Annotated in this window: 19 protein-coding genes; 7 read left to right on the top strand and 12 right to left on the bottom strand. The window is 33.9% G+C overall.

Annotation, left to right across the window (positions count from 1 at the left end):
* Positions 1-121 (bottom strand): transposase family protein (locus F0000_RS28670; RefSeq protein WP_368668136.1); only part of this gene is annotated, 121 nt, incomplete at its 3' end.
* A gap of 359 nt (positions 122-480) precedes the next feature.
* Between F0000_RS28670 and F0000_RS22105 the strand changes: the two genes are divergently transcribed.
* Positions 481-1,491: an NAD-dependent epimerase/dehydratase family protein gene (locus F0000_RS22105; RefSeq protein ID WP_149626898.1), complete on the top strand. Its 1,011-nt coding sequence runs from the start codon at positions 481-483 to the stop codon at positions 1,489-1,491.
* Here the strand turns inward: F0000_RS22105 and F0000_RS22110 are convergent.
* Genes F0000_RS22110 through F0000_RS22120 form a run of 3 tightly spaced genes read right to left on the bottom strand, consistent with a single transcriptional unit; the run spans position 1,454 to position 4,070 of the window.
* Positions 1,454-1,999: a DUF4296 domain-containing protein gene (locus F0000_RS22110; protein ID WP_149626899.1), complete on the bottom strand. Its 546-nt coding sequence runs from the start codon at positions 1,997-1,999 to the stop codon at positions 1,454-1,456. The two genes, F0000_RS22105 and F0000_RS22110, sit on opposite strands and share 38 nt — an antisense overlap.
* Positions 1,996-3,336: a dihydroorotase gene (locus F0000_RS22115; protein WP_149626927.1), complete on the bottom strand. Its 1,341-nt coding sequence runs from the start codon at positions 3,334-3,336 to the stop codon at positions 1,996-1,998. Before F0000_RS22115 ends, F0000_RS22110 begins: the two co-directional genes overlap by 4 nt.
* Positions 3,337-3,338: 2 nt before the next feature.
* A complete protein-coding gene (locus tag F0000_RS22120; protein ID WP_149626900.1) occupies positions 3,339-4,070 on the bottom strand; it encodes a polyprenol monophosphomannose synthase in 732 nt (243 codons plus the stop codon).
* Positions 4,071-4,313: 243 nt separating this feature from the next.
* On the opposite strand from F0000_RS22120, the gene F0000_RS28675 reads away from it, so the two are divergent.
* Both F0000_RS28675 and F0000_RS22130 read left to right on the top strand, forming a co-directional pair.
* The gene (locus F0000_RS28675) at positions 4,314-4,961 is read left to right on the top strand and encodes a DUF4271 domain-containing protein (protein WP_149626901.1); all 648 of its coding nucleotides are present in this window, start codon (positions 4,314-4,316) and stop codon (positions 4,959-4,961) included.
* Between the two features lie 30 nt (positions 4,962-4,991).
* Positions 4,992-5,738: a uroporphyrinogen-III synthase gene (locus F0000_RS22130; RefSeq protein WP_149626902.1), complete on the top strand. Its 747-nt coding sequence runs from the start codon at positions 4,992-4,994 to the stop codon at positions 5,736-5,738.
* Between the two features lie 182 nt (positions 5,739-5,920).
* Here the strand turns inward: F0000_RS22130 and F0000_RS22135 are convergent, their stop codons facing one another.
* Entirely contained in the window at positions 5,921-7,963 is a 2,043-nt protein-coding gene (locus tag F0000_RS22135; protein WP_188112224.1) for a sugar-binding domain-containing protein, read from the bottom strand.
* Positions 7,964-8,079: 116 nt separating this feature from the next.
* Positions 8,080-9,333, bottom strand: coding sequence for a glycosyl hydrolase (locus F0000_RS22140; RefSeq protein WP_149626904.1), 1,254 nt, complete (start codon positions 9,331-9,333; stop codon positions 8,080-8,082).
* A gap of 179 nt (positions 9,334-9,512) precedes the next feature.
* Here F0000_RS22140 and F0000_RS22145 point away from each other — a divergent pair, with 179 nt between their 5' ends.
* Positions 9,513-10,652: a helix-turn-helix domain-containing protein gene (locus F0000_RS22145; RefSeq protein WP_149626905.1), complete on the top strand. Its 1,140-nt coding sequence runs from the start codon at positions 9,513-9,515 to the stop codon at positions 10,650-10,652.
* A gap of 32 nt (positions 10,653-10,684) precedes the next feature.
* Here the strand turns inward: F0000_RS22145 and F0000_RS22150 are convergent, their stop codons facing one another.
* Positions 10,685-11,068: a DUF423 domain-containing protein gene (locus F0000_RS22150; RefSeq protein ID WP_149626906.1), complete on the bottom strand. Its 384-nt coding sequence runs from the start codon at positions 11,066-11,068 to the stop codon at positions 10,685-10,687.
* 152 nt (positions 11,069-11,220) lie between these two features.
* Between F0000_RS22150 and F0000_RS22155 the strand changes: the two genes are divergently transcribed.
* A complete protein-coding gene (locus tag F0000_RS22155) occupies positions 11,221-12,591 on the top strand; it encodes a saccharopine dehydrogenase family protein (RefSeq protein ID WP_149626907.1) in 1,371 nt (456 codons plus the stop codon).
* A gap of 281 nt (positions 12,592-12,872) precedes the next feature.
* Positions 12,873-13,343 carry an Lrp/AsnC ligand binding domain-containing protein gene (locus F0000_RS22160; protein ID WP_149626908.1) on the top strand — a complete coding sequence of 157 codons (471 nt, stop codon included), beginning with the start codon at positions 12,873-12,875 and terminating at the stop codon, positions 13,341-13,343.
* Positions 13,344-13,403: 60 nt separating this feature from the next.
* On the opposite strand, the gene F0000_RS22165 is transcribed toward F0000_RS22160, so the two are convergent.
* The 5 genes from F0000_RS22165 to F0000_RS22185 all read right to left on the bottom strand — a co-directional run bounded on the left by F0000_RS22165 (position 13,404) and on the right by F0000_RS22185 (position 19,989).
* Positions 13,404-14,096 carry a zinc metallopeptidase gene (locus tag F0000_RS22165; protein ID WP_149626909.1) on the bottom strand — a complete coding sequence of 231 codons (693 nt, stop codon included), beginning with the start codon at positions 14,094-14,096 and terminating at the stop codon, positions 13,404-13,406.
* A 103-nt stretch (positions 14,097-14,199) separates the two neighbouring features.
* Positions 14,200-15,315: an alanine dehydrogenase gene (ald, locus tag F0000_RS22170; RefSeq protein WP_149626910.1), complete on the bottom strand. Its 1,116-nt coding sequence runs from the start codon at positions 15,313-15,315 to the stop codon at positions 14,200-14,202.
* A gap of 132 nt (positions 15,316-15,447) precedes the next feature.
* On the bottom strand, positions 15,448-15,708 hold the full coding sequence (locus tag F0000_RS22175; RefSeq protein ID WP_149626911.1) for a SemiSWEET family sugar transporter: 261 nt from the start codon (positions 15,706-15,708) through the stop codon (positions 15,448-15,450).
* 277 nt (positions 15,709-15,985) lie between these two features.
* Positions 15,986-18,799, bottom strand: coding sequence for a leucine--tRNA ligase (gene leuS, locus F0000_RS22180; RefSeq protein ID WP_149626912.1), 2,814 nt, complete (start codon positions 18,797-18,799; stop codon positions 15,986-15,988).
* Positions 18,800-19,059: 260 nt separating this feature from the next.
* On the bottom strand, positions 19,060-19,989 hold the full coding sequence (locus F0000_RS22185) for a ketopantoate reductase family protein (RefSeq protein ID WP_149626913.1): 930 nt from the start codon (positions 19,987-19,989) through the stop codon (positions 19,060-19,062).
* Between the two features lie 107 nt (positions 19,990-20,096).
* Here F0000_RS22185 and F0000_RS22190 point away from each other — a divergent pair, with 107 nt between their 5' ends.
* Entirely contained in the window at positions 20,097-20,975 is an 879-nt protein-coding gene (locus F0000_RS22190) for an ABC transporter permease (RefSeq protein WP_149626914.1), read from the top strand.
* Positions 20,976-20,979: the final 4 nt, after the last annotated feature.

Raw genomic sequence — 20,979 nt, forward strand, 5'->3', positions numbered from 1 at the left:
CAAATTCCAGGCTATCGATTGCCGAAAACAATCTGTTTATAGTGTCTTCTGAAGGTATTGCGTTGGGTAATTCGAGAAATGTTTTAAGAAATGCTTCTTTTGACCTAGCAAACCCTACCATTTGTTTACAGGTTTCTGCTCCACAAATTACTGAAATTATTCCGATAAGAAGGAGTCAATAAAATTGTGAAGTTGGTTTATATGGCTTCTAGGATCTTCCATTTGACTAAAAATTGACTGTAGTGAATTTGTGTTTTTCAAAATATATATTATATTGATTATCAATACAATATAGTCACTTTTAATCTAAAAAACCACTATTAACCAACTTAAAATCAAGTCTTTTAATACAAAAAAACACCCCAAAAATCAACTCGAAAAGTATGAGTTTGCCCTGTTGCAATATCCATCATATTTTATTGGTTACTGTAAATAGTATATCTTTGAAACGTTTACATTAAGTATACAAGAATAGTAACTATGATATTAGTGACTGGAGCCACAGGTTTAGTAGGCACACATTTATTGATCAAACTCATACAGAAAAAGCATCAAATACGTGCTTTATATAGGACTGAAGCTAAAAAAGAAGCCTTCAAAAAGGTGTATTTAGCCTGCTGTCGTCCAGAAGATCAAGCTGCTTTTAACACTATTGAATGGATACAAGGTGATCTTAACAACATCCCTTCACTTACTACTGCCCTTAAGGATATCTATCAGGTATATCATTGTGCCGCGATGATATCATTTAATCCTGCGCACTACAGAAAACTGCGTAAAATAAATATCGAAGGAACTGCCAACATTGTAAATTTATGCCTCATACACAATATAAAAAAACTATGTTATGTTAGCTCAATTGCTACTTTAAGTGAAAATCCATCCTCCACACCAATCGATGAAACTGCAGAATGGAATCCGGAAAGTTCTAATTCTGTATATGCCATTACTAAATATGGTGCAGAAATGGAAGTATGGAGAGGCACACAAGAAGGGCTTGATGCCGTTATTGTAAACCCTGGTATTATAATAGGCCCAGGGTTTTTTGATTCGGGAAGTGGTTATTTATTTAAGAAAATAAATAAAGGAATGAATTATTATACAACCGGAACTACCGGATATGTATCGGTACAGGACGTAGTAAAAATTATGTATATTCTTATGAATATGAGCATCACCAAAGAACGCTATATTTTGGTAGGAGAAAACCTTACTTTCAAAAGTGTCTTTACCATGATAGCCAAAGCATTAAACAAACCTGAACCCAAAAAGAAAATCTCCCCTCTTTTAATGAAAATCGCTTATTACATACAACTTTTAAATCGCACCATATTTAGAACCAAGAGAAATCTATTTAAATCTTCTATTAAAAGTGCCTTTTCTAATACTCTTTATAAGAATGAAAAAATAAAAAAAGAACTCACCTATAGTTTTACACCTATCCAAACAGCTATTAAGGAAACTGTTTCCTTTTTGAAGAAGGAGGCTTAAGCCCGCCTTTCTTCTTTTTTATTTTATCTATTTTTGTGGAGATAAACTCTTCTTCTTCCTGATCTAATAGCTCATCCGAAAACCTACTATTCATCTTTATCTTTTCGCCTTTTTCTGCTGCTTTTATGGAATCCTTCACTTTCCTGATAGAATCTGCTTCTTTATTAAGTTTTTCAAACTTTTTCTTAGAGTGATCAAGGTTGTTTTTAACCTTTGTAAAGATCTTTTTGTATTCTTCTATTTGATTGGTATACCAAATATTATTTTCATAAAAAATGATGCTATCAATCCCATGTTTTTCTAAAATATAGTTTTCGGGATTAATGTTTTCTAAATCAAACACTTTTTTATACGATCCCTTTGCTGCTTTTACAAAAGCAATATCAGTGAGAATGTCTACCATTCTATCTTCTTCTATCAAATGTGAAGGTTTAGGAGGTTTATCCAGACTTTGGCAAGCATAGACAATAAGTGTCAAGACACTACTCATGATTATTTTTTTTATCATCTGTCAAAAGTTAATCGTTGTGCATTCTTAACATCATAGAATTTGAAATTCTTATAAACCAAACTCCCGTTTACAAAAGTATGAGTAATCCTTGACTTAAAAGTAGTTCCCTCAAAAGGAGACCAGCCACACTTATAAGCTATATTATCCGTATTCACAGACCAGGGAGCATTCAGATCTACTAAAACTGCATCAGCGCAATATCCCTCTTTAATAAAACCTCTTTTTTCTACCTGAAATAAAATCGCAGGATTATGACACATTTTTTCTACTATCTTTTCTAAAGAAATCTTGTCTCTATGATAAAATTCTAACATCGCTGGTAATGCGTGCTGCACCAATGGTCCTCCAGACGGAGCCTTGGTATATACATTGTTCTTTTCTTCTCTGGTATGTGGTGCATGATCCGTTGCAATGACATCTAGCTTATCCTCGAGAAGTGCTTTAAAAAGTGCATCTCGATCTTTTGCTGTTTTAACCGCTGGATTCCATTTTATCAATGTTCCTTTTTCTTTATAATCCTGATCCGAAAACCAAAGATGATGTATACATACTTCTGCTGTTATTTTTTTATCTTTTAATGGAATTTTATTTGTAAATAGCTTTAATTCTTTTGCTGTAGAAAGATGAAATACATGCAATCGCGCACCTGTCTTTTTTGCTAATTCTACAGCTTTTGAAGAAGATAAATAACAAGCCTCTTCACTTCTGATAATCGGATGAAAATCCAAAGGGATATCATCCCCATATTTTTCTACATACTTTGCCGTGTTATTTCGTATGGTTTCTTCGTCTTCGCAATGCACAGCAATAAGTAAATCTGTTGAAGAAAAAATTTTCTCCAGTACCTCTGGATCATCTACAAGCATATTCCCAGTAGAAGAACCTAAAAACAATTTTAGCGCTGCTACTTTTTTAGGATCTACTTTTAATATTTCCTCAAGATTATCATTAGTACCACCAAACATAAAAGAATAGTTAGCATAACTACTCTTTGCCGCAATCTCAAATTTTTCTTCTAATTTTTCTACTGTCGTAGTTTGTGGATTTGTATTGGGCATTTCTATAAAAGAAGTAATTCCCCCGGCAATAGCAGCTCTGGATTCTGTTTCAATAGTAGCTTTATGCGTAAGTCCTGGTTCTCTAAAATGCACCTGATCATCAATAACACCAGGTAAAAGATGTTTCCCTTCAGCATCAAAAACATGAACATCCGGGGATTTGGCACTAATCTGTGGTGCTATCTCTTTAAAATAACCATTTTCTATGTATACATCCCCATTAAAGATCTCTCCTTCATTAACAATATTCGCATTCTTAATCAATACACTATTCATGATCATATTTCGTATCGTTTAAATAAACTATTAAACTTCATTTTTAATACTCCAAAAACAGCTTCGGATATTATTCCCTTACTCATTTTGGAGGTTCCTCTGGTTCTATCTGTAAATATTACAGGGACTTCTTTTATTTTAAATTTTAGCAGATATGCTTTAAATTTCATCTCTATCTGGAAAGCATAGCCTACAAACTTAATTTTATCCAGGTTTATTTCCTCTAACACTACTCTCTTATAGCATACAAAACCCGCAGTAGTATCCTGTATATCCATTCCTGTAATAAATCTAACATATCTGGAAGCTCCCCAGGATAATAAAACTCTGCTCATGGGCCAGTTTACCACATTTACTCCTGTAATATATCTTGACCCTACAGCAACTTGAGATGTTCCCTTTACACAAGCATTGTACAAACGTATAAGGTCATTTGGGTTATGTGAGAAATCGGCATCCATCTCAAAAATAAATTCATAAGACCTATCTAATGCCCATTTAAAACCACAAATATATGCTGTTCCTAAACCTAATTTGCCTTCTCTTTCTATTAAAAAGAGACGCTTTGGATATTCTAATTGTAATTCCTTAACTTTTAGCGCCGTTCCATCAGGTGAATTATCATCAACTATAAGAATATGAAAATCACGCTGTAGCGAGAGCACATTCTTAATAACACGCTCCACATTTTCTATCTCGTTATAGGTAGGAATAACAACTACTGAGTCTACCATTTTTTGGTTATTTTCAGGCAAATATAACTAATTAATCACTAGATTTTTTTCTGTTTTTTATACTTATATTTTCTACAACACCTAATCAGAAATAATAGATTTTATAATTTTATCCTTATTTTACTAAAATTTCTGATCTAACACCCTATATAACTATTTATTTAAACTGCTGTGACATTCTGTTTTTGCTGGCTTTATTTTATTATACCGAATAAAGATCTTAATTTTATCCCATTCATACCTATGGAGATTATAACACGAGAAATAACCGCAACTAACTGGATCACTATCGTGATTTTAATTTGCTGCTTACTACTAGCAATCGCCAAAACAATTGATACGGTAAGATTTTCTGATTTTGTATTGCTCTTTAACACTAATAAATACATAGTTCTGACTCCAAAAGGAAGTAAACTATCCACACTTTTTAATGGAATTTTGATAGCAGTCCAGATACTATCGGCATCCTTATTTATTTATGTCTGTATTGATATCCTCGGATCAAGGAATAACGATATGATCCTTTTTTTTAAGATTACTACACTTTATCTACTTGTTTTAATATGTAAGATGCTTATCGAAAAAATTATTGCTACTATTTTTTCAATAGAAAGTTTGATTGAAGAATATTTATTCTACAAAATATCGTATCGCAATTTTTTAGGAGTAACTTTATTACCGCTTAATTTATTATTTGTTTATACTATAAAACCATCAATGAATGTACTAATCTTTACGCTGGTTTTATTACTGATCCTGAACCTAATAATTCTTTTTTCCATTTATAAGAAAAACGAAAACATCATTTTAAACAACTTGTTTTATTTTATTTTGTATCTTTGCGCTCTTGAAATCGCACCCTATTTTATACTGTACAAGTTGATTATATAACCAACAGGACGTTTACAAAAAATACTATATATGAAAGTGAAAACGATTTTGGTCTCACAGCCAGAGCCTAAAGTAGAAAATTCACCTTATTTTGAACTTGAAGAAAAGGAAAAGGTTAAAATTGATTTTATTCCATTTATTCACGTAGAGGGCGTAGATGCAAAAGAGGTAAGGCAGCAAAAAGTAGATTTATCACTTTATACTGCTATTATACTTACCAGCCGTAATTCTGTAGACCATTTTTTTAGAATTGCTGAAGAAATGCGTTTTAAAGTTCCTGACACACTTAAATATTTTTGTCAGAGTGAAGCCGTTGCATATTATTTACAAAAATATGTAGTATACAGAAAAAGGAAAATATATGTTGGAAAAAGAACATTTCAAGAACTTACACCCTTGATTAAAAAATATAAAAACGAAAAATTCTTATTACCTTCTTCTGATCAACTGAAACCTTTGATTCCTGAAACATTAGATGGACTAAAAGTTGACTGGAAGCAAGCGATATTTTACAAAACTGTCGTAAGTGATTTATCTAATCTAAGAGATGTTTTTTATGACATTTTAGTGTTTTTTAGTCCTTCGGGGATAAAGTCGCTATTTGAGAATTTCCCGGACTTTAAACAAAACGAAACTCGTATTGCTGTTTTTGGAAATTCTACGATCAAAGCAGCAGAAGAACACGATCTTGTCGTCAATATACAAGCTCCTACTCCAGAAACACCGTCAATGACTATGGCATTGCAGAAATATATCAAAGAGGCTAATAAAAAATAGTTTTTCGTTACCAATATCTTGACTTTTTACTTTTTGTTATAAAATTTACTTTTACATTAACAAAAACACTTTTAATCAGGCAAAGTATGATTAGAATTTCTAAAATTGCTTGTATTAGATAAAAGTTCAGTATGATATCTTTATAAATCATATACAATACCATTTCTTATTAAGAGATGGTATTAATGTTTTAAAACAACTTTATCGACATATGTTTTATTCTGATGATTACTGGTTATTCTTATAGTATTTTCTCCTTTAATTAATTTTATATTTTTAAAAATTACTATACAACTATCTGAAACCAATTTTTCTTTAGCTATTTCCTTTTCATTCACAAATAATGTGACTTCTGGTAAATTCGTATATATTTTTACGGAGATATCTTTACCATCAGTCCGAATATTATTTCTCCTTTCTGCAATATAAAGCACAGGGTTTTTGGACCAGTTGGCTTTATAAAAATAGAATGCATCTTTTTTGACAACTCTATCATAAGTAACCAATCCTTTATGGTTTAAATTAGGAACACCTCCACGATTCCAACCTCCAACAGAAAAATCAAACATATTCCACACAAAAGAACTCCAAACAAAAGGACGGTCTTTTATAATCTTCCATGTAATTTCGTGATACTTGGTTTGCTCCGGCTCAGGAAAATAGTTTCCGGAAGGCTTTTCCAGTTGAGCAACATCTTGTTGAAAAATATTACCCCCGATACCATATTCACTAATTCCCAGAGCAATATCCGGGTATTTTTTGTGTGATTCATCCAGCCAGATAGCCATATCATGATACTCACCATAATACCAGCCATAATATTTATTCCAAGCTTGCAGATCAGTGATATTTCCCATATTTGATTTCATTCCCCTATCACTTGCAGAGGCTGTTAACCTGGAAGTATCAAGATCATGAGCTATTTTTTTTAGTTCATACGTGAGTGAAACACAAGGTTCCTCACTACTCTCATATGCCCTCACTTCATTCCAAAGCCCCCAAACATAGATACTGGGGTGATTATAATTTTGTAAAATCAATTCAGTAAGTTGTTGCTTCGCATTGTCCCCTTCCCGACCACTATAATCGTGTACAAAAGGAATCTCTGCCCAAACCAAAATTCCTTTCTCATCTGCTAACTGATAAGTAATATCAGAATGCTGATAATGGGACAAACGCAAAGAAGTAACTCCAATTTCATGAACCATTTCCATATCTTTTTCATGGTTTTCTTCTTTTAACGCAGGACCGTATTGTTTCCACTCCTGATGCATACACACACCATACATGCGATATGGTTTATCATTTAAATACCCCCCTTTCTGAGGATCAATTTTAAATGTTTTTAATCCAAAAGACTGATGAATTTGATCTTTTTCTCCATCATTTATTAAAGCGATCTCAACTGTATATAAATAAGGATTTTTGCGTCCGTTCCAGTATACAGGATTCTCTATATCGATATATTCTGTAATCAAGGTGTCCCTTGTAGACAAATAAACATCTTTAGCTACCGTTGTTATTAGTTTTTTATCATGATTAAAAATATTGTATTCTATTTTAGAAACTTTATTAGCTATGTTCTTAGAAGAAATGTGAGTTCTTACTTCTATCCTGGCATTTGATTCATTTTTATCTTTGAGTTCTACAAACACACCTGATGAAGCATAATATGCGGGATTGATATTCACTTTTGGAGTAGAAAAAATTTGAACTGGTCTGTAGATTCCTCCATACATATTAAACAGTTTATCATTTACAGGAATACGTTTAAAATTAGGTTCATTAGTCACATTTATTGCAATTACAGTCTCTTTTCCTGCAATTACCGCCTCTGTAATCTCATAACAAAAGGCAGAATATCCACCGATATGAGTGCCTATTTCTTTTTCATTCACAAAAACTTTAGTATCATGCCCTACAGCTTCAAAACGAATAAAAATGCGCTGGCCTTTCATTGATTCAGGAATATCAATGCGAGAACGATACCAGGCTTGACCACGATAATACCCCACTTCATTAATAGCATCCATAGAATAGGTATGCGGCACCTTAACTTTTTCCCAGGAATCACTATCAAAATCTTTTATAAAAGCATTATGAATAGTTCCTTTTCTGAATTGCCATTCAGTTAGCTGCAGATGATTCCTTTCTTTAACAAATGAGATTTGACCCTGTGCAATCGCACATAGAAATACGAATAAAAGAGGTATATTTTTGAACATATGTATTTTTTGGGTATAACGCTTAAAAATCATTTTGAATGTATGGATATAATAGCCATTTCTGAAGTTGCACCTCATGAATTTTTATTTAGATAATTATAAAAAAACTAGTACGATTACTTTTCATACTCATATCCTTTACTGTTTTTATAATTCAATACTTTTTGATATTCGGCATTAATCCTATCTCCTTTTTCTAATGACAAATTGCACTCAAATCGTCGTAAATAATTCCATTTACCCAGTATATGCATTAACCCCCAGGTAATCCCTTTTCCTGGTAAACTATCCGTATCTACAAAATTACCAGGGCGAAACACTCCGCCCGCTTCAGGTTTTTTTAATCCATGTTTAACCGGATAAAAGTTAATCCCGTCTTCTGAAAATTGAATACTTTTCCCTTCGGGTCCTTCGCTTAAAAAGGCACACACTCCTTTACGATATGGCCAAACTATACACTCATGTCCTCCTATTAATACAGGGTTATATTCAGACTTAATATAAGGACCCTCCGGATTTTCTGATACCGCTACCCCTATCACAGCATGAGGCATATCTGCAAACTCTTTGGTGAAATCTCCATCAGAAATATTTGGTTTCCAAGGCACGCGTCCGGCACTTTTATAATACATCCAATATTTACCCTCACGCACTACAAAACTAGGATCATGCACTACTTCTCCATCCCAGGATGTCTCCGAGCCAACTTTCAGGACAGGTTCTTCAAAACGATGCCACGGCCCATCAGGACTATCTGCCCATGACATACCTATTACATTTTTATTGAAATCTCCGGCATGAAAATAACTTCCTGCCCACCTCGCTTGTTTCAAACTACCCGCTGCCTGATATGCCAGATAATATTTTCCATTTGCTACCAAAACATCTGTGGTATATACACTCCTGTGATCGTAACTCCCTTTAGAACCTCTCGAAACAGCAATTCCCTGCTCTTTCCAATCATAACCATCTGTAGATGTAGCATACCATATATCACACAAATCCCAATGAAATGCTCTTGTAGAATCTGTTGCTTTTTTTGGGCCTACCAATTCTGTATTTGCTTGTGGCTTTGTATACCACACATAATAAAGATCTCCAACTTTAATCACACTCGACGGGTCTCTTCTTGTTACCCCTTCTTCATACCCAATACCTGCAATCTCTTTAAATTGAAAATCGGTATTGAATTCGTTATACTTTTCAAAACGAAGTTTACTTTCTCTAAATCGTTTATAAGAAGCACTCATTTTTTTTAAAGGAACTTCTTTTTTTTCTTCTTCCTCCGTTATCTTTTTTTCCGGAGCCGTACACGAGTTAGCAAAAAGCAAACTAAACACCAGTAAACTTGTAATTATAGAAGTTTTCATTTTTAAAGATATTAAAACATTTCCCCAACAGAAAAATATCTATTTATAATCCCTCTAAGTACGTTCTTTTATTGATAAATGAATACCTTTAACGTTGACTTAACGGTATCTATAACCGTTAACTTAACTTTTAAAAAACTTGTTTACAGTTATTTAAAATAAAAACTCAAAACACTTATATGCTTTCTACAGAAGAAAAAAAAACTATCGTTCATAAAATATGTAAGAGTAAATCGTTTCTAAATGCGCCTACAAGTATTTCTTTGCTGCAATATCTATTAGAAGCAACTCTTACCAATGTAGCGCTAAAAGAAATGGTGATTGCCCTGGAGTTTTTTGGAGTTAAAGAACCCGGAACCAGAGTGAGAGTAAATGTATACAACCTCAGAAAAAAAATAAACATATACTACGAAGAAGAAGGCAAAGAAGATCTTTATCAATTAAAAATTGAAAAAGGGCAATACGCAGTATCCTTCGTGAAAAATAAAACAACTCCTACCAAAAAGTATCAGAAAAACGGATTGACTATTCTTCCTTACGCCATTATTTTACTTTTAGCAGGAATTATTCTTCTTTTAAAATGGCCAAAATCTACCCCTACATTATGGAATCCTTTTTTATCTGGTAAAAAAGAAACAAACTTGGTCATCGGAGACGCTTTTGGGATGATAGGAAAAACCATTACCGGAAATATAGGATGGACAAGAGATTATGCAATTAATAATCTAAAAGAATTTTATCAGTTCCTTGAACAATATCCCAAATTAAAAGATTCTTTATTTCCTCCTCCTTACAGTTATGTAAATCAAATGGCTGTTAATGGAACCTCAGAACTTACTCGTTTTTTTTCCAGATATGATAAAGAATTTAGAATTCGATTTTCTTCTAAAACCTCTATAGAGGAGATAAAAGAAAACAATGTGATCTATATAGGGCCTATTAAAAACAAAAATTACTTCAACAGTTTTTTTAATGAAGCAAATCCTTATTTCACATTAAAAGACAGCATATTGTATTTTAGTAATCACCCTAGAATGAAAGATACTATTTATAAATTTCCATATCGTGTATATAACAAAGAACTAGCGATCGTATCCAAAATCAAAGGTCCTAATAAAACAAAACAATTTTTGTTATTCTCTAATCATGATATTGGTATTAGTGCCTGTATTAATTATTTTACAACTGAGGATACACTAGAAAAATTCGAAAAAGAATATCTACATGAAAATGAGTATTTTACAGCAATTTTTGAAGTAAAAGGGAAAGATAGAACTGACACCTATATAGAACTCTTGAGTTGCATTCCTTTCCAATAAACATCGTCTTCTTAGATGAATTAAGTGGAAAATTATTTTGTTTTGATCAGTGCAATCAAAAAGAAAATCCATCCCAAAATCAACAACAAACCTCCCAAAGGTGTTATAAACCCGATACCAGACAGAGAGACACCCAAAACTTCATCCATAACCAAAAGATAAATAGATCCGGAAAAAAGAATCATCCCGCCCAAAAAGAAATAAAAAATCCGTTTTTTAGAAGTTTCAGATAAAATCGTCATAGTGCCTAGTATCAAACAAACAATAGCGTGATACATCTGATATCGAACACCCGTCACAAAAGAATCTATACTATCAGAATCTACCAGTTTCTCTAATCCGTGCGCTCCAAAAGCCCCTAATAAGACAGCTAATAATGCTGCAACCGCTCCTGTAATCAAAATTGTTTTATTCATTCTTTTTTAAGCAATAATTGATCATGTTTTTACACAAATCAATATTCGTAGACACATTTTTTAAGAATTTATAATTAATACCTTATAAATGAGAAGTTACTTTTAAGGTATTTATTACATTCGTATCAAAGTTATTAAAAAATATATTAGGTATGCGAAAAATACTGGTCATTGGTGCAGGTAAATCCACTGCTGTTTTAATCAAATATTTCCAGGATAAGTCAATCGCCGAAGATTTACACATTATTATTGGAGACATTTCTATTGAAAACGCAAAAAAACTAACAGAAGATCATCCCCATACCCATGCAATGCAATTAGATGTATTTGATGTAGATACTCGCAAAGAAGCAATCCGTAATGCCGATATTGTAGTTTCTATGCTTCCGGCAAGATTCCATATAGAAGTTGCAAAGGATTGTCTGTACTATAAAAAATCTATGGTTACTGCTTCTTATATCAGCAAGGAAATGCAGGAACTTAACACAAAAGTAAAAGAAAGCGGACTCGTTTTTATGAATGAAATCGGAGTAGACCCAGGCATTGACCATATGAGTGCTATGCAAGTCATCGACAGAATTCGTAATCAGGGAGGAAAAATCATATTATTTGAATCGTTTACAGGCGGCTTGGTTTCTCCAGAAAGCGATACCAATCTATGGAATTATAAATTCACCTGGAATCCAAGAAATGTAGTTGTTGCTGGTCAGGGAAGTGCTGCAGAATTTCTACAAGAAGGAGCTTATAAATATATTCCTTATCACAAATTATTTAGACGAACAGAATTTTTGGAAATTGATGGATATGATCGTTTTGAAGCATATGCCAATAGGAATTCATTAAAATATCAAAGTATTTATGGATTAGACGATGTTTTAACTCTATACAGAGGCACTATCCGTAGAGTTGGATTTTCTAAAGCATGGAATATCTTTGTTCAATTAGGTATGACCGCAGATGATTATATTCTGGCTAATTCTGAAAATATGAGTTATCGTGATTTCACAAACTCATTTCTAGCATATTCCCCTACAGATTCTGTAGAATTAAAACTTCGTCATTATCTGAAAATTGATCAGGACGATATTATCTGGGATAAACTTATAGAACTTGACATTTTTAATCCTGATAAAAAAACAGGAATTCCAAATGCTACACCTGCTCAGATGCTTCAGAAAATTTTATTAGACAAATGGACATTAGACAAAGGCGATAAAGATATGATTGTTATGTATCATAAATTTGGATATGAACTTGATGGAGAGCGGAAACAAATTGACGCCACGATGGTTAGTATTGGCAAAGATCAAACATATACTGCTATGGCCAGAACAGTGGGTTTACCTGTTGCTATGGCTACATTACGCATACTAAATAAACAAATCACCACCCCAGGAGTACAAATACCCATTCGTCCAGAAGTCTATACACCGATTCTTGAAGAACTCGAAGAATACGGTATCATATTCAAAGAAAAAGAGTGCGACTACTTAGGATACAATCCTGATGGTGTAAAAGGATGATTAACATCTAGTACTCTTTTAAATCTAATGCAATAAAACACTCTTTTTCAACCATATATCATCAAAAAAAACTAACCGAAGCCGTAGCCTCATCAAAATTTTCTTCTTCAGATATACAAACAGCTGTTTTTTTATAGTAAACTATTTCGGGCAATCCTACAGGCATTTCTTGAAAAGAACATTTTCGATTATCGAGTAAATTCAAAATATAACAGGTATAAAAAGTTTCAATTTTAAATCTTTACCTTTATTTTTGATTTTAAATTGAAACTTTTTATATTTTGAAAACTCAAAACAATAACTTAAAAATTGATGGTATTGATAAGGAGATTCTTCGCAATCTCATGGAAGATGCCCGAAGACCCATTTTAGAAATTGGTCGGAAAGTTGGGATCTCTGGCGCAGCTATTCACCAACGATTACGCAAATTAGAAGCTTCTGGTTTGATTGCCGGTTCTAAGTTTATAATTGACCCAAAAGTATTAGGATATAAAACCATGGCATTTGTAGGCGTATACTTAGACAAAGCTGTAAGTAATCCTAAAGCTGTAAAGCAATTAAAAGATATCCCCGAAGTTATAGAGTGTCATTACACCACAGGAAACTGGTCTATTTTTATCAAAATCCTTTGTAGAGATAATGAACACTTAATGAATGTACTGAACAAAGAAATCCAGGCGATTGAAGGTGTATCCAGAACAGAGACTTTTATCTCACTGGATCAACAGATTAATAGACAGATCAAGATATAAAAAACCTCACAGTCACCAAGACATGCGAGGTTTACCAAATCGTATTATCTCAATCAGGTTTTAATCTCTTCTCCCCAAAAACATGGAGACAAAATATAACAAAGTAGCTAATGAGCCTAAGGCTGCCACCAGGTAAGTTCGTGCTGCCCATTTTAATGCATCTTTTGCCCCGGCATACTCTTCTCTTGTTACCATATTCGCATTTTCTAACCAAGCTAAGGCTCTGTTACTGGCATCATACTCCACAGGCAAGGTAATAAAGGTAAACAAGGTTGTAACTGCAAATAATAGAATACCTATTAAGAAAACCATGTTCCCAAATGCACTACCAGCAACTGATAAACCTAAACCTACCATAATCACAATATTAGATAATTTACTGGAAATCCCGACAGCAGGAACAATTTTTGATCGTAAGGTCAACCAACTGTATGCTTTAGCATGTTGTATCGCATGTCCGCATTCATGAGCTGCTACAGCGGCAGCGGCAGCATTACGCTGATTATACACTCCTTCACTCAAATTAACAGTCTTATTTCTTGGATTATAGTGATCTGTAAGCATCCCTGGAGTAGAGATTACCTTTACATCCTGTATCCCATTATCTCTAAGCATTTTTGTAGCTATCTCAGCACCACTCATTCCATTTTGCAGACGTATGTTAGAATATTCTTTAAACTTACTCTTTAGCTTATTACTAACATAGGAACTCACCAAGAATATAATACCCGCTAAAACATAATATCCCATCATAATTGTAAACTTTTATTATATAAATTTACAATAATAATGCAAAAACCTCGCCATAACAGCGAGGTTTTCAGTTAAATAAACTTGAGTTAGCCAATAAGTCGAATTAACTTAAATAATTATTTACATCCTCCATAGGAAGGTTAAATGCTTCTGAAATAGCAGGATACACGACATCTCCTTGAATAATATTTAATCCTTTCTTGAGTGGTTGATTAGCAGCACAAGCAGCTTTCCATCCTTTGTTTGCCAACTGCAATGCATATGACAAAGTAACATTTGTTAGTGCTAAAGTTGACGTATATGGCACAGCACCTGGCATATTTGCTACAGAATAATGTACTACATCGTCTATAACATAGACCGGATCCTGATGAGTAGTTGGTTTGGTAGTTTCAAAACAGCCACCTTGATCAACGGCAACATCAACCAAAACAGTTCCTGCCCTCATATCTTTAAGCATATCGCGAGTTATCAACTTAGGAGCTTTAGCCCCAGGAATTAACACTCCTCCGATAATTAAATCTGATGTTTTTATATGTTTACGAATTGTATATTCATTAGAAAATTCTGTATTTACGTTTGCTGGCATTACATCATCCAGATAGCGTAATCGTTTCATACTAATATCCAGGATAGTCACATCTGCCCCTAGTCCAGCCGCCATTTTTGCAGCTTGCGTTCCTACAACTCCGCCTCCTAGAACTAATACCTTTGCAGGCGCCACTCCTGGTACACCTCCCAAAAGAATACCTCTCCCTTTTAACGGTTTCTCCAGATATTTAGCACCTTGCTGGATTGACATACGCCCAGCGACTTCACTCATTGGAGTAAGTAATGGTAAACTGCGATCAGGATCTTCTACCGTTTCATAAGAAATGCAAACAGAACCACTCTCTATCATTGCTTTTGTCAATGGCTCACTAGATGCAAAATGAAAATAAGTGAACAACAATTGATCTTTTTTAATCAATTTATACTCTGGTTCTATAGGCTCTTTAACCTTAATAATCATGGCTGCGGTTTGATATACTTCTTCTATCGTAGGTAATATCTTAGCTCCAGCACTTATGTATTCTTCATCGCTGAAACCACTCTGAAGACCAGCATCCTTTTGTATAAAAACAGTGTGACCATCGCTAACCAGTGCCATCGTTCCTGCGGGTGTAACACCAACTCTGTTCTCGTTATTCTTGATCTCCTTAGGAATACCAATTATCATATTCTTAATTTTTGGTCGAAAATAGCTGTTTTTCTGAAATAAAACAATAAAATAGACTTAAAAAATACTTTATCCGTAATTTATTAAAACAAATAGAAAGTTGTTAAAAAACAATCAGAAAATCAATTTATCTCATCTTTTATAACGAAATTTAAAATACAGCAGCAAAAAACCTGAAATAGCAGTAACAAAATTTGCTAACATCACCGGTAAGCTATCAATCAAAAAACCATAAACCAACCAACATAACACGCCAGCTTCAAAAATAATCAACATTGACAGGGATAAGCTTTCTACAGATTTTGTTTTCCAAGTCCTGTAGACCTGCGGCAAAAAGGAGGCTGTTGTTAAAACAGCTGCCAATAATCCAAGTACTTCTACAGATTCGATCATATGCGTTTTACTAAACTTATCTTAACTTTGTTATTTCCTAAAAGGTGATTAAAATTCACCTGCATTTTGTTACTTTTCTAACCTAAGAAAGCTATTATGGTCTATCAGAAGTACATTATATCAGTCTAATTTCAATACACTTTTTGTCAACAAAAAAAATACATCTACTCAGCTAATTATAACTATATCATTGCAAGGAAGAAAAAATGAAAAATCTGATTAAATGCTTCTTTATTTACAGCTTCTGTTGTGTTACAAAAAAATCTGTTTTTTTTAATTAACCCACAATATTTATAATCTTACCAGGAACCACAATTACTTTTTTAGGTGTTCGCCCAGCCAATTGTTGTTGTGTTTTTTCGTGAGCCATTACAGCAGCCTCAATATCTTCTTTGCCTAAATCTAACGGAAGCTCCATTGTAAAACGGGTTTTACCATTAAAAGAAATAGGGTATTGCTTTGTACTTTCTACCAAATATTTCTCCTCAAACTCAGGAAATGATGCCGTAGAAATAGACTCCTGATGTCCTAGTTTTGACCATAACTCTTCGGCAATATGCGGAGCATATGGAGATATCAATACCAATAAGGGTTCCAAAACAGCCTTTGCATTGCATTTCTGAGCCGTTAATTCATTCACAGCAATCATAAAAGTACTTACGGATGTATTAAAAGAAAAATTCTCTATATCTTCTTCTACTTTTTTAATGGTCTTATGCAAAGTCTTTAAATTCTCTTTTATAGGCACCGCATCAGTAACCCCAAATTCATCACCATTATGGTATAATTTCCATAATTTCTTAAGAAAATTATGTACCCCCGTAATACCAGCAGTATTCCAAGGTTTTGCTTGTTCTAATGGCCCTAAGAACATCTCATATAAACGTAAACTATCTGCACCATACTGTTCACAAATACCATCCGGATTTACGACATTAAACCAACGTTTAGACATTTTTTCTACTTCTCTTCCAACAATAAGTTTTCCGTTTTCAAGTTCAAATTCTGCATCTTCAAACTGTGGTTGCCAATTCTTCAAATCCTCTGGCAGTAGCTCATCTGAGGCATTCACCATATTCACATCAACACGAAGTTCTTCTACATCATATTGATCTTTCAAACCTTTGGAAACATATTTATTTGAACCACTGATTCTGTAAACAATAGCACTCGTCCCTAAAATCATTCCCTGATTGATCAACTTCTTTGCAAATTCATCAACTGGCACAACACCTCTATCAAATAAAAACTTCTGCCAAAAACGTGCATATAACAAGTGGCCGGTCGCATGTTCACTTCCTCCTATATATAAATCAACCTCTTTCCAATACTTAATCGCATCTTGTGAGAACACCTCTTCTTCATTATCAGCATCCATATATCTATTAAAATAATAAGAACTTCCTGCCCAACCTGGCATGGTATTTAATTCTAAAGGAAACACTGTAGCATGATCTATCAAATCATTCGATACGACTTCATTTTTAGTAGCGTCCCAAGCCCAAATATCGGCACGACCTAATGGCGGTTCACCGGTTTCGGTCGGTAAATATTTTTCTACTTCGGGTAATTGGATCGGTAAATATTTTAAGTCAATCATCTGTGGCATTCCATCTACATAATATACTGGAAATGGCTCTCCCCAATAACGCTGACGACTAAATACTGCATCACGCAATCTATAATTGATTTTTCCTTTTCCCTGCCCTAGTTTTTCTAGCTCATAAATCGAAGTTTTTACTGCTTTTTTATATTTCAAACCGTTTAAAAAGTCTGAATTGGCAATCATCGTATTGTCTTTATCTGCAAACGCTTCTTCAGAGATATCTACTCCTTCAAAAATATTAGGAATATCAATCCCAAAATGTTTTGCAAAGTCATAATCACGTTGATCTCCACATGGTACCGCCATAACAGCTCCAGTGCCATACCCTGCTAAGACATAATCTCCAATCCAGATTGGAACCGGCTCTTTTGTAAATGGATGTTCTGCATAAGCTCCTGTAAAGACACCACTAATGGTTTTTACATCTGCCATACGATCACGTTCACTACGTTTTGCCGTAGCTTCTACATAGGCATCTACCTCAGCTTTTTGTTCTGGAGTCGTAATTTTAGATACTAGCTCATGCTCTGGCGCCAATGTCATAAAACTTACTCCAAAAATAGTATCCGGACGTGTGGTAAATACATCGATAACTGCTTCGTGATCTTTTACATTAAAAGTTACACTTGCTCCTTCAGAACGACCAATCCAATTCGTTTGGGAATCTTTTAGTGGTTGCGGCCAATCAATCGTATGCAATCCATCTAATAACCGCTGTGCATAGGCAGAGATGCGCATACTCCATTGGGTCATTTTTTTGCGAATTACAGGATACCCTCCACGCTCAGAAACACCATTTACGATTTCGTCATTTGCTAATACCGTTCCTAACTGCGGACACCAGTTCACCTCGGTTTCGGCTAAATACGTTAATCTATATTTTAATAATACTGCTTGTTTTTCCTTTACTGAAAAAGCACTCCAATCAGCTGCAGTAAATTCTGTTATATCTTCATCGCAAACCGCATTTACTTTTGTATTTCCTTCTTGAGAAAAAAGCTCCTCCAACTCACTAATTGATCTCGCCTTATGTGTATCCTGATCATACCAGGAATTAAAAAGCTCAATAAAGATCCACTGTGTCCATTTATAAAATTTAGGGTCACTGGTTTTTACTTCTCGACTCCAATCAAAGGAGAATCCAATTTTATCTAATTGCTCACGATATCGAGCGATATTTTCTTTAGTTGTAATTGCCGGATGTTGCCCGGTTTGAATCGCATACTGCTCAGCCGGTAAACCAAAAGAGTCATATCCTTGTGGATGTAATACATTGAATCCTTTATGACGTTTATATCTAGCATAAATATCACTGGCAATATATCCTAACGGGTGCCCTACATGGAGTCCGGCTCCTGATGGATAAGGAAACATGTCCAATACATAATATTTTGGTTTCTCACTGTTATTTTCAGCTTTAAATGTTCCTTTATCCGCCCAATAGGCTTGCCATTTGGCTTCAATTGTATTAAAATCGTAACTCATTACGTTTACTTAAAAAAGTTTTTAATTATAAGATGATCCTGAGTTTCCACGTAGTGTATATCTTATGTGGATACAAAGACAAGATTACCTCTCTCTTTAATAATGAGTGCAAAAATATACCTTATACCAAAAATATTAGTGTTTATTCTAAAAAAAGTAATGATATTAGTAATTGAACCTCCCTAAAAATATTGGTCAGTATTGAATAATTGTCTTTGTAAGGCACATAGTATTGATACATTTTAAACAATTAATCTCATCTAAGACTTATATCTGGCCCTGGATTCCATCGGTTGCAGACAACTATAGATAAACAGATTTGTAGGTGTTTGAATATCCAATTTCTTTCCTTCTTCTACAATAAAACCATTAAAATTATCTAACTCTGAAGGCCTGCCTTCCATAATATCACGTTGGGTAGAAGCTGTGGCATCAAAAGGTTGTTTACTGATAAATGTCATAATACCATCTACACTAGTGGGTGACATTGCTACCCCTTTGGCACTAGCGACCTCATAAATTTCGGTTGCTGTTGCTCTAAGTATTGCCCGAAGCTCTATACTTGCATACATTTCTCCGATAGTTGCTCTGGTCAGCGCTCCTAAACCACTTACAGTAGTTATAAACATAAATTTACTCCAGATATCTACATGAATATCATCAGAGATCCTATTACTAAAACCTGCTTTATCAAAAATTTGCTTTACGCGCAGTAAACGATCGGTTTTATGTTTGTCCAATTCTCCAAAAATAATTTCTGGAGTATGTCCAAAATGTGAAATAACACCTGGAGCTTCTATCTTACTATAAATCTTGCACAACCCTCCTACCACATGGTTTTTATCCAAAACAGATAATACCTTCTCTGCATTATCAGCTCCATTTTGTAGCGGAATAACTATGGTATTTTCTTTCAGAATTGGTTGTAGCTGTGCTGTAGCTTCTTTTACCTGCCAGGATTTGGTACATATCAAAATCAAATCTGCCTTGTCTACGTCAGTAATGGTATCTGTTGTTAAAAAAGGATGTGTCACAAAATCACCATCGATACTATGTACTTGTAATCCTTTTGTACGAATAGCTTCAAGGTGTTTTCCTCGTACCAGAAATGTTACTTTCTGACCTGAATTAGAAATTTTACCTCCAAAATACCCTCCAACTCCACCAGCTCCTATAATTACCGTATGCATATTATCATTTAATTAAAAATAAGATTGTTCGTAAGTTTGCGTTATTTTTTAAGAAACCAAAATTAGTTAACTATTCTTTATTATTTTTACTCACAAAACAATTTTCTATGGGCTCCTCTTTTGAAAAATACCAGAAACGCAGATTGATATCTTCTTATTTTTCTGTAGTTATTAGTATTTCTCTGGTACTTTTTTTATTAGGCTTATTAGGTCTTTTAGTATTGAATACTAAAAAGGTTGCGGATCACTTTAAGGAGAAGATAGCATTGACCATATACTTAAAAGATACTGCAAAAAAGGTAGAAATAAAGCAAATGGAGAAAAGTCTGGCACTGGCAGAATACACTAAATCGACCACTTTTATATCCAAGGAAGCAGCAGCAGAAGCTCACAGCAAGGATATTGGCGAAAATTTTATGGATTTTTTGGGTTATAATCCATTACAGAATTCTATTGATGTTTTTCTAAAGGCAGATTTTGTGGATCAGGTAAAGATTAATGAGATCACCACGGCAATAACCAAAAAAGATTTTGTAGACGAAGTAATCTATGACAAGCCTTTGATATCATTATTAAATGATAATATCAAAAAAATAAGTTTTTGGGTTTTATTGATTAGTGCTATTTTTACATTTATTGCTGTATTACTCATTAATAGCTCAATAAGACTCTCTGTTTATTCTAAGCGATTTATTATTAAAACAATGCAAATGGTTGGTGCTACAAAAAAGTTTATCCGCAAACCTTTTGTATGGAAAAGTGTTCGCCTGGGAATGATTGGGGCGATTGTTGCACTGATAGGCGTTGGTATAGTACTATTTTATCTGGATAAGGCTTTTCCTGAATTAGCCTTATTAAACGATGAGATATTATTAATAGGTTTGTTTGTAGGGGTTTTTGGTATTGGTGTTTTGATCACCTGGATCAGTACTTTTTTTGCTACACAGCGCTTCCTTAACTTGAGAACAGATGAATTGTACTACTAAATCT

This window comes from Aquimarina sp. RZ0, from assembly GCF_008370685.1.
In the GTDB taxonomy this organism is placed as follows: Bacteria; Bacteroidota; Bacteroidia; order Flavobacteriales; family Flavobacteriaceae; genus Aquimarina.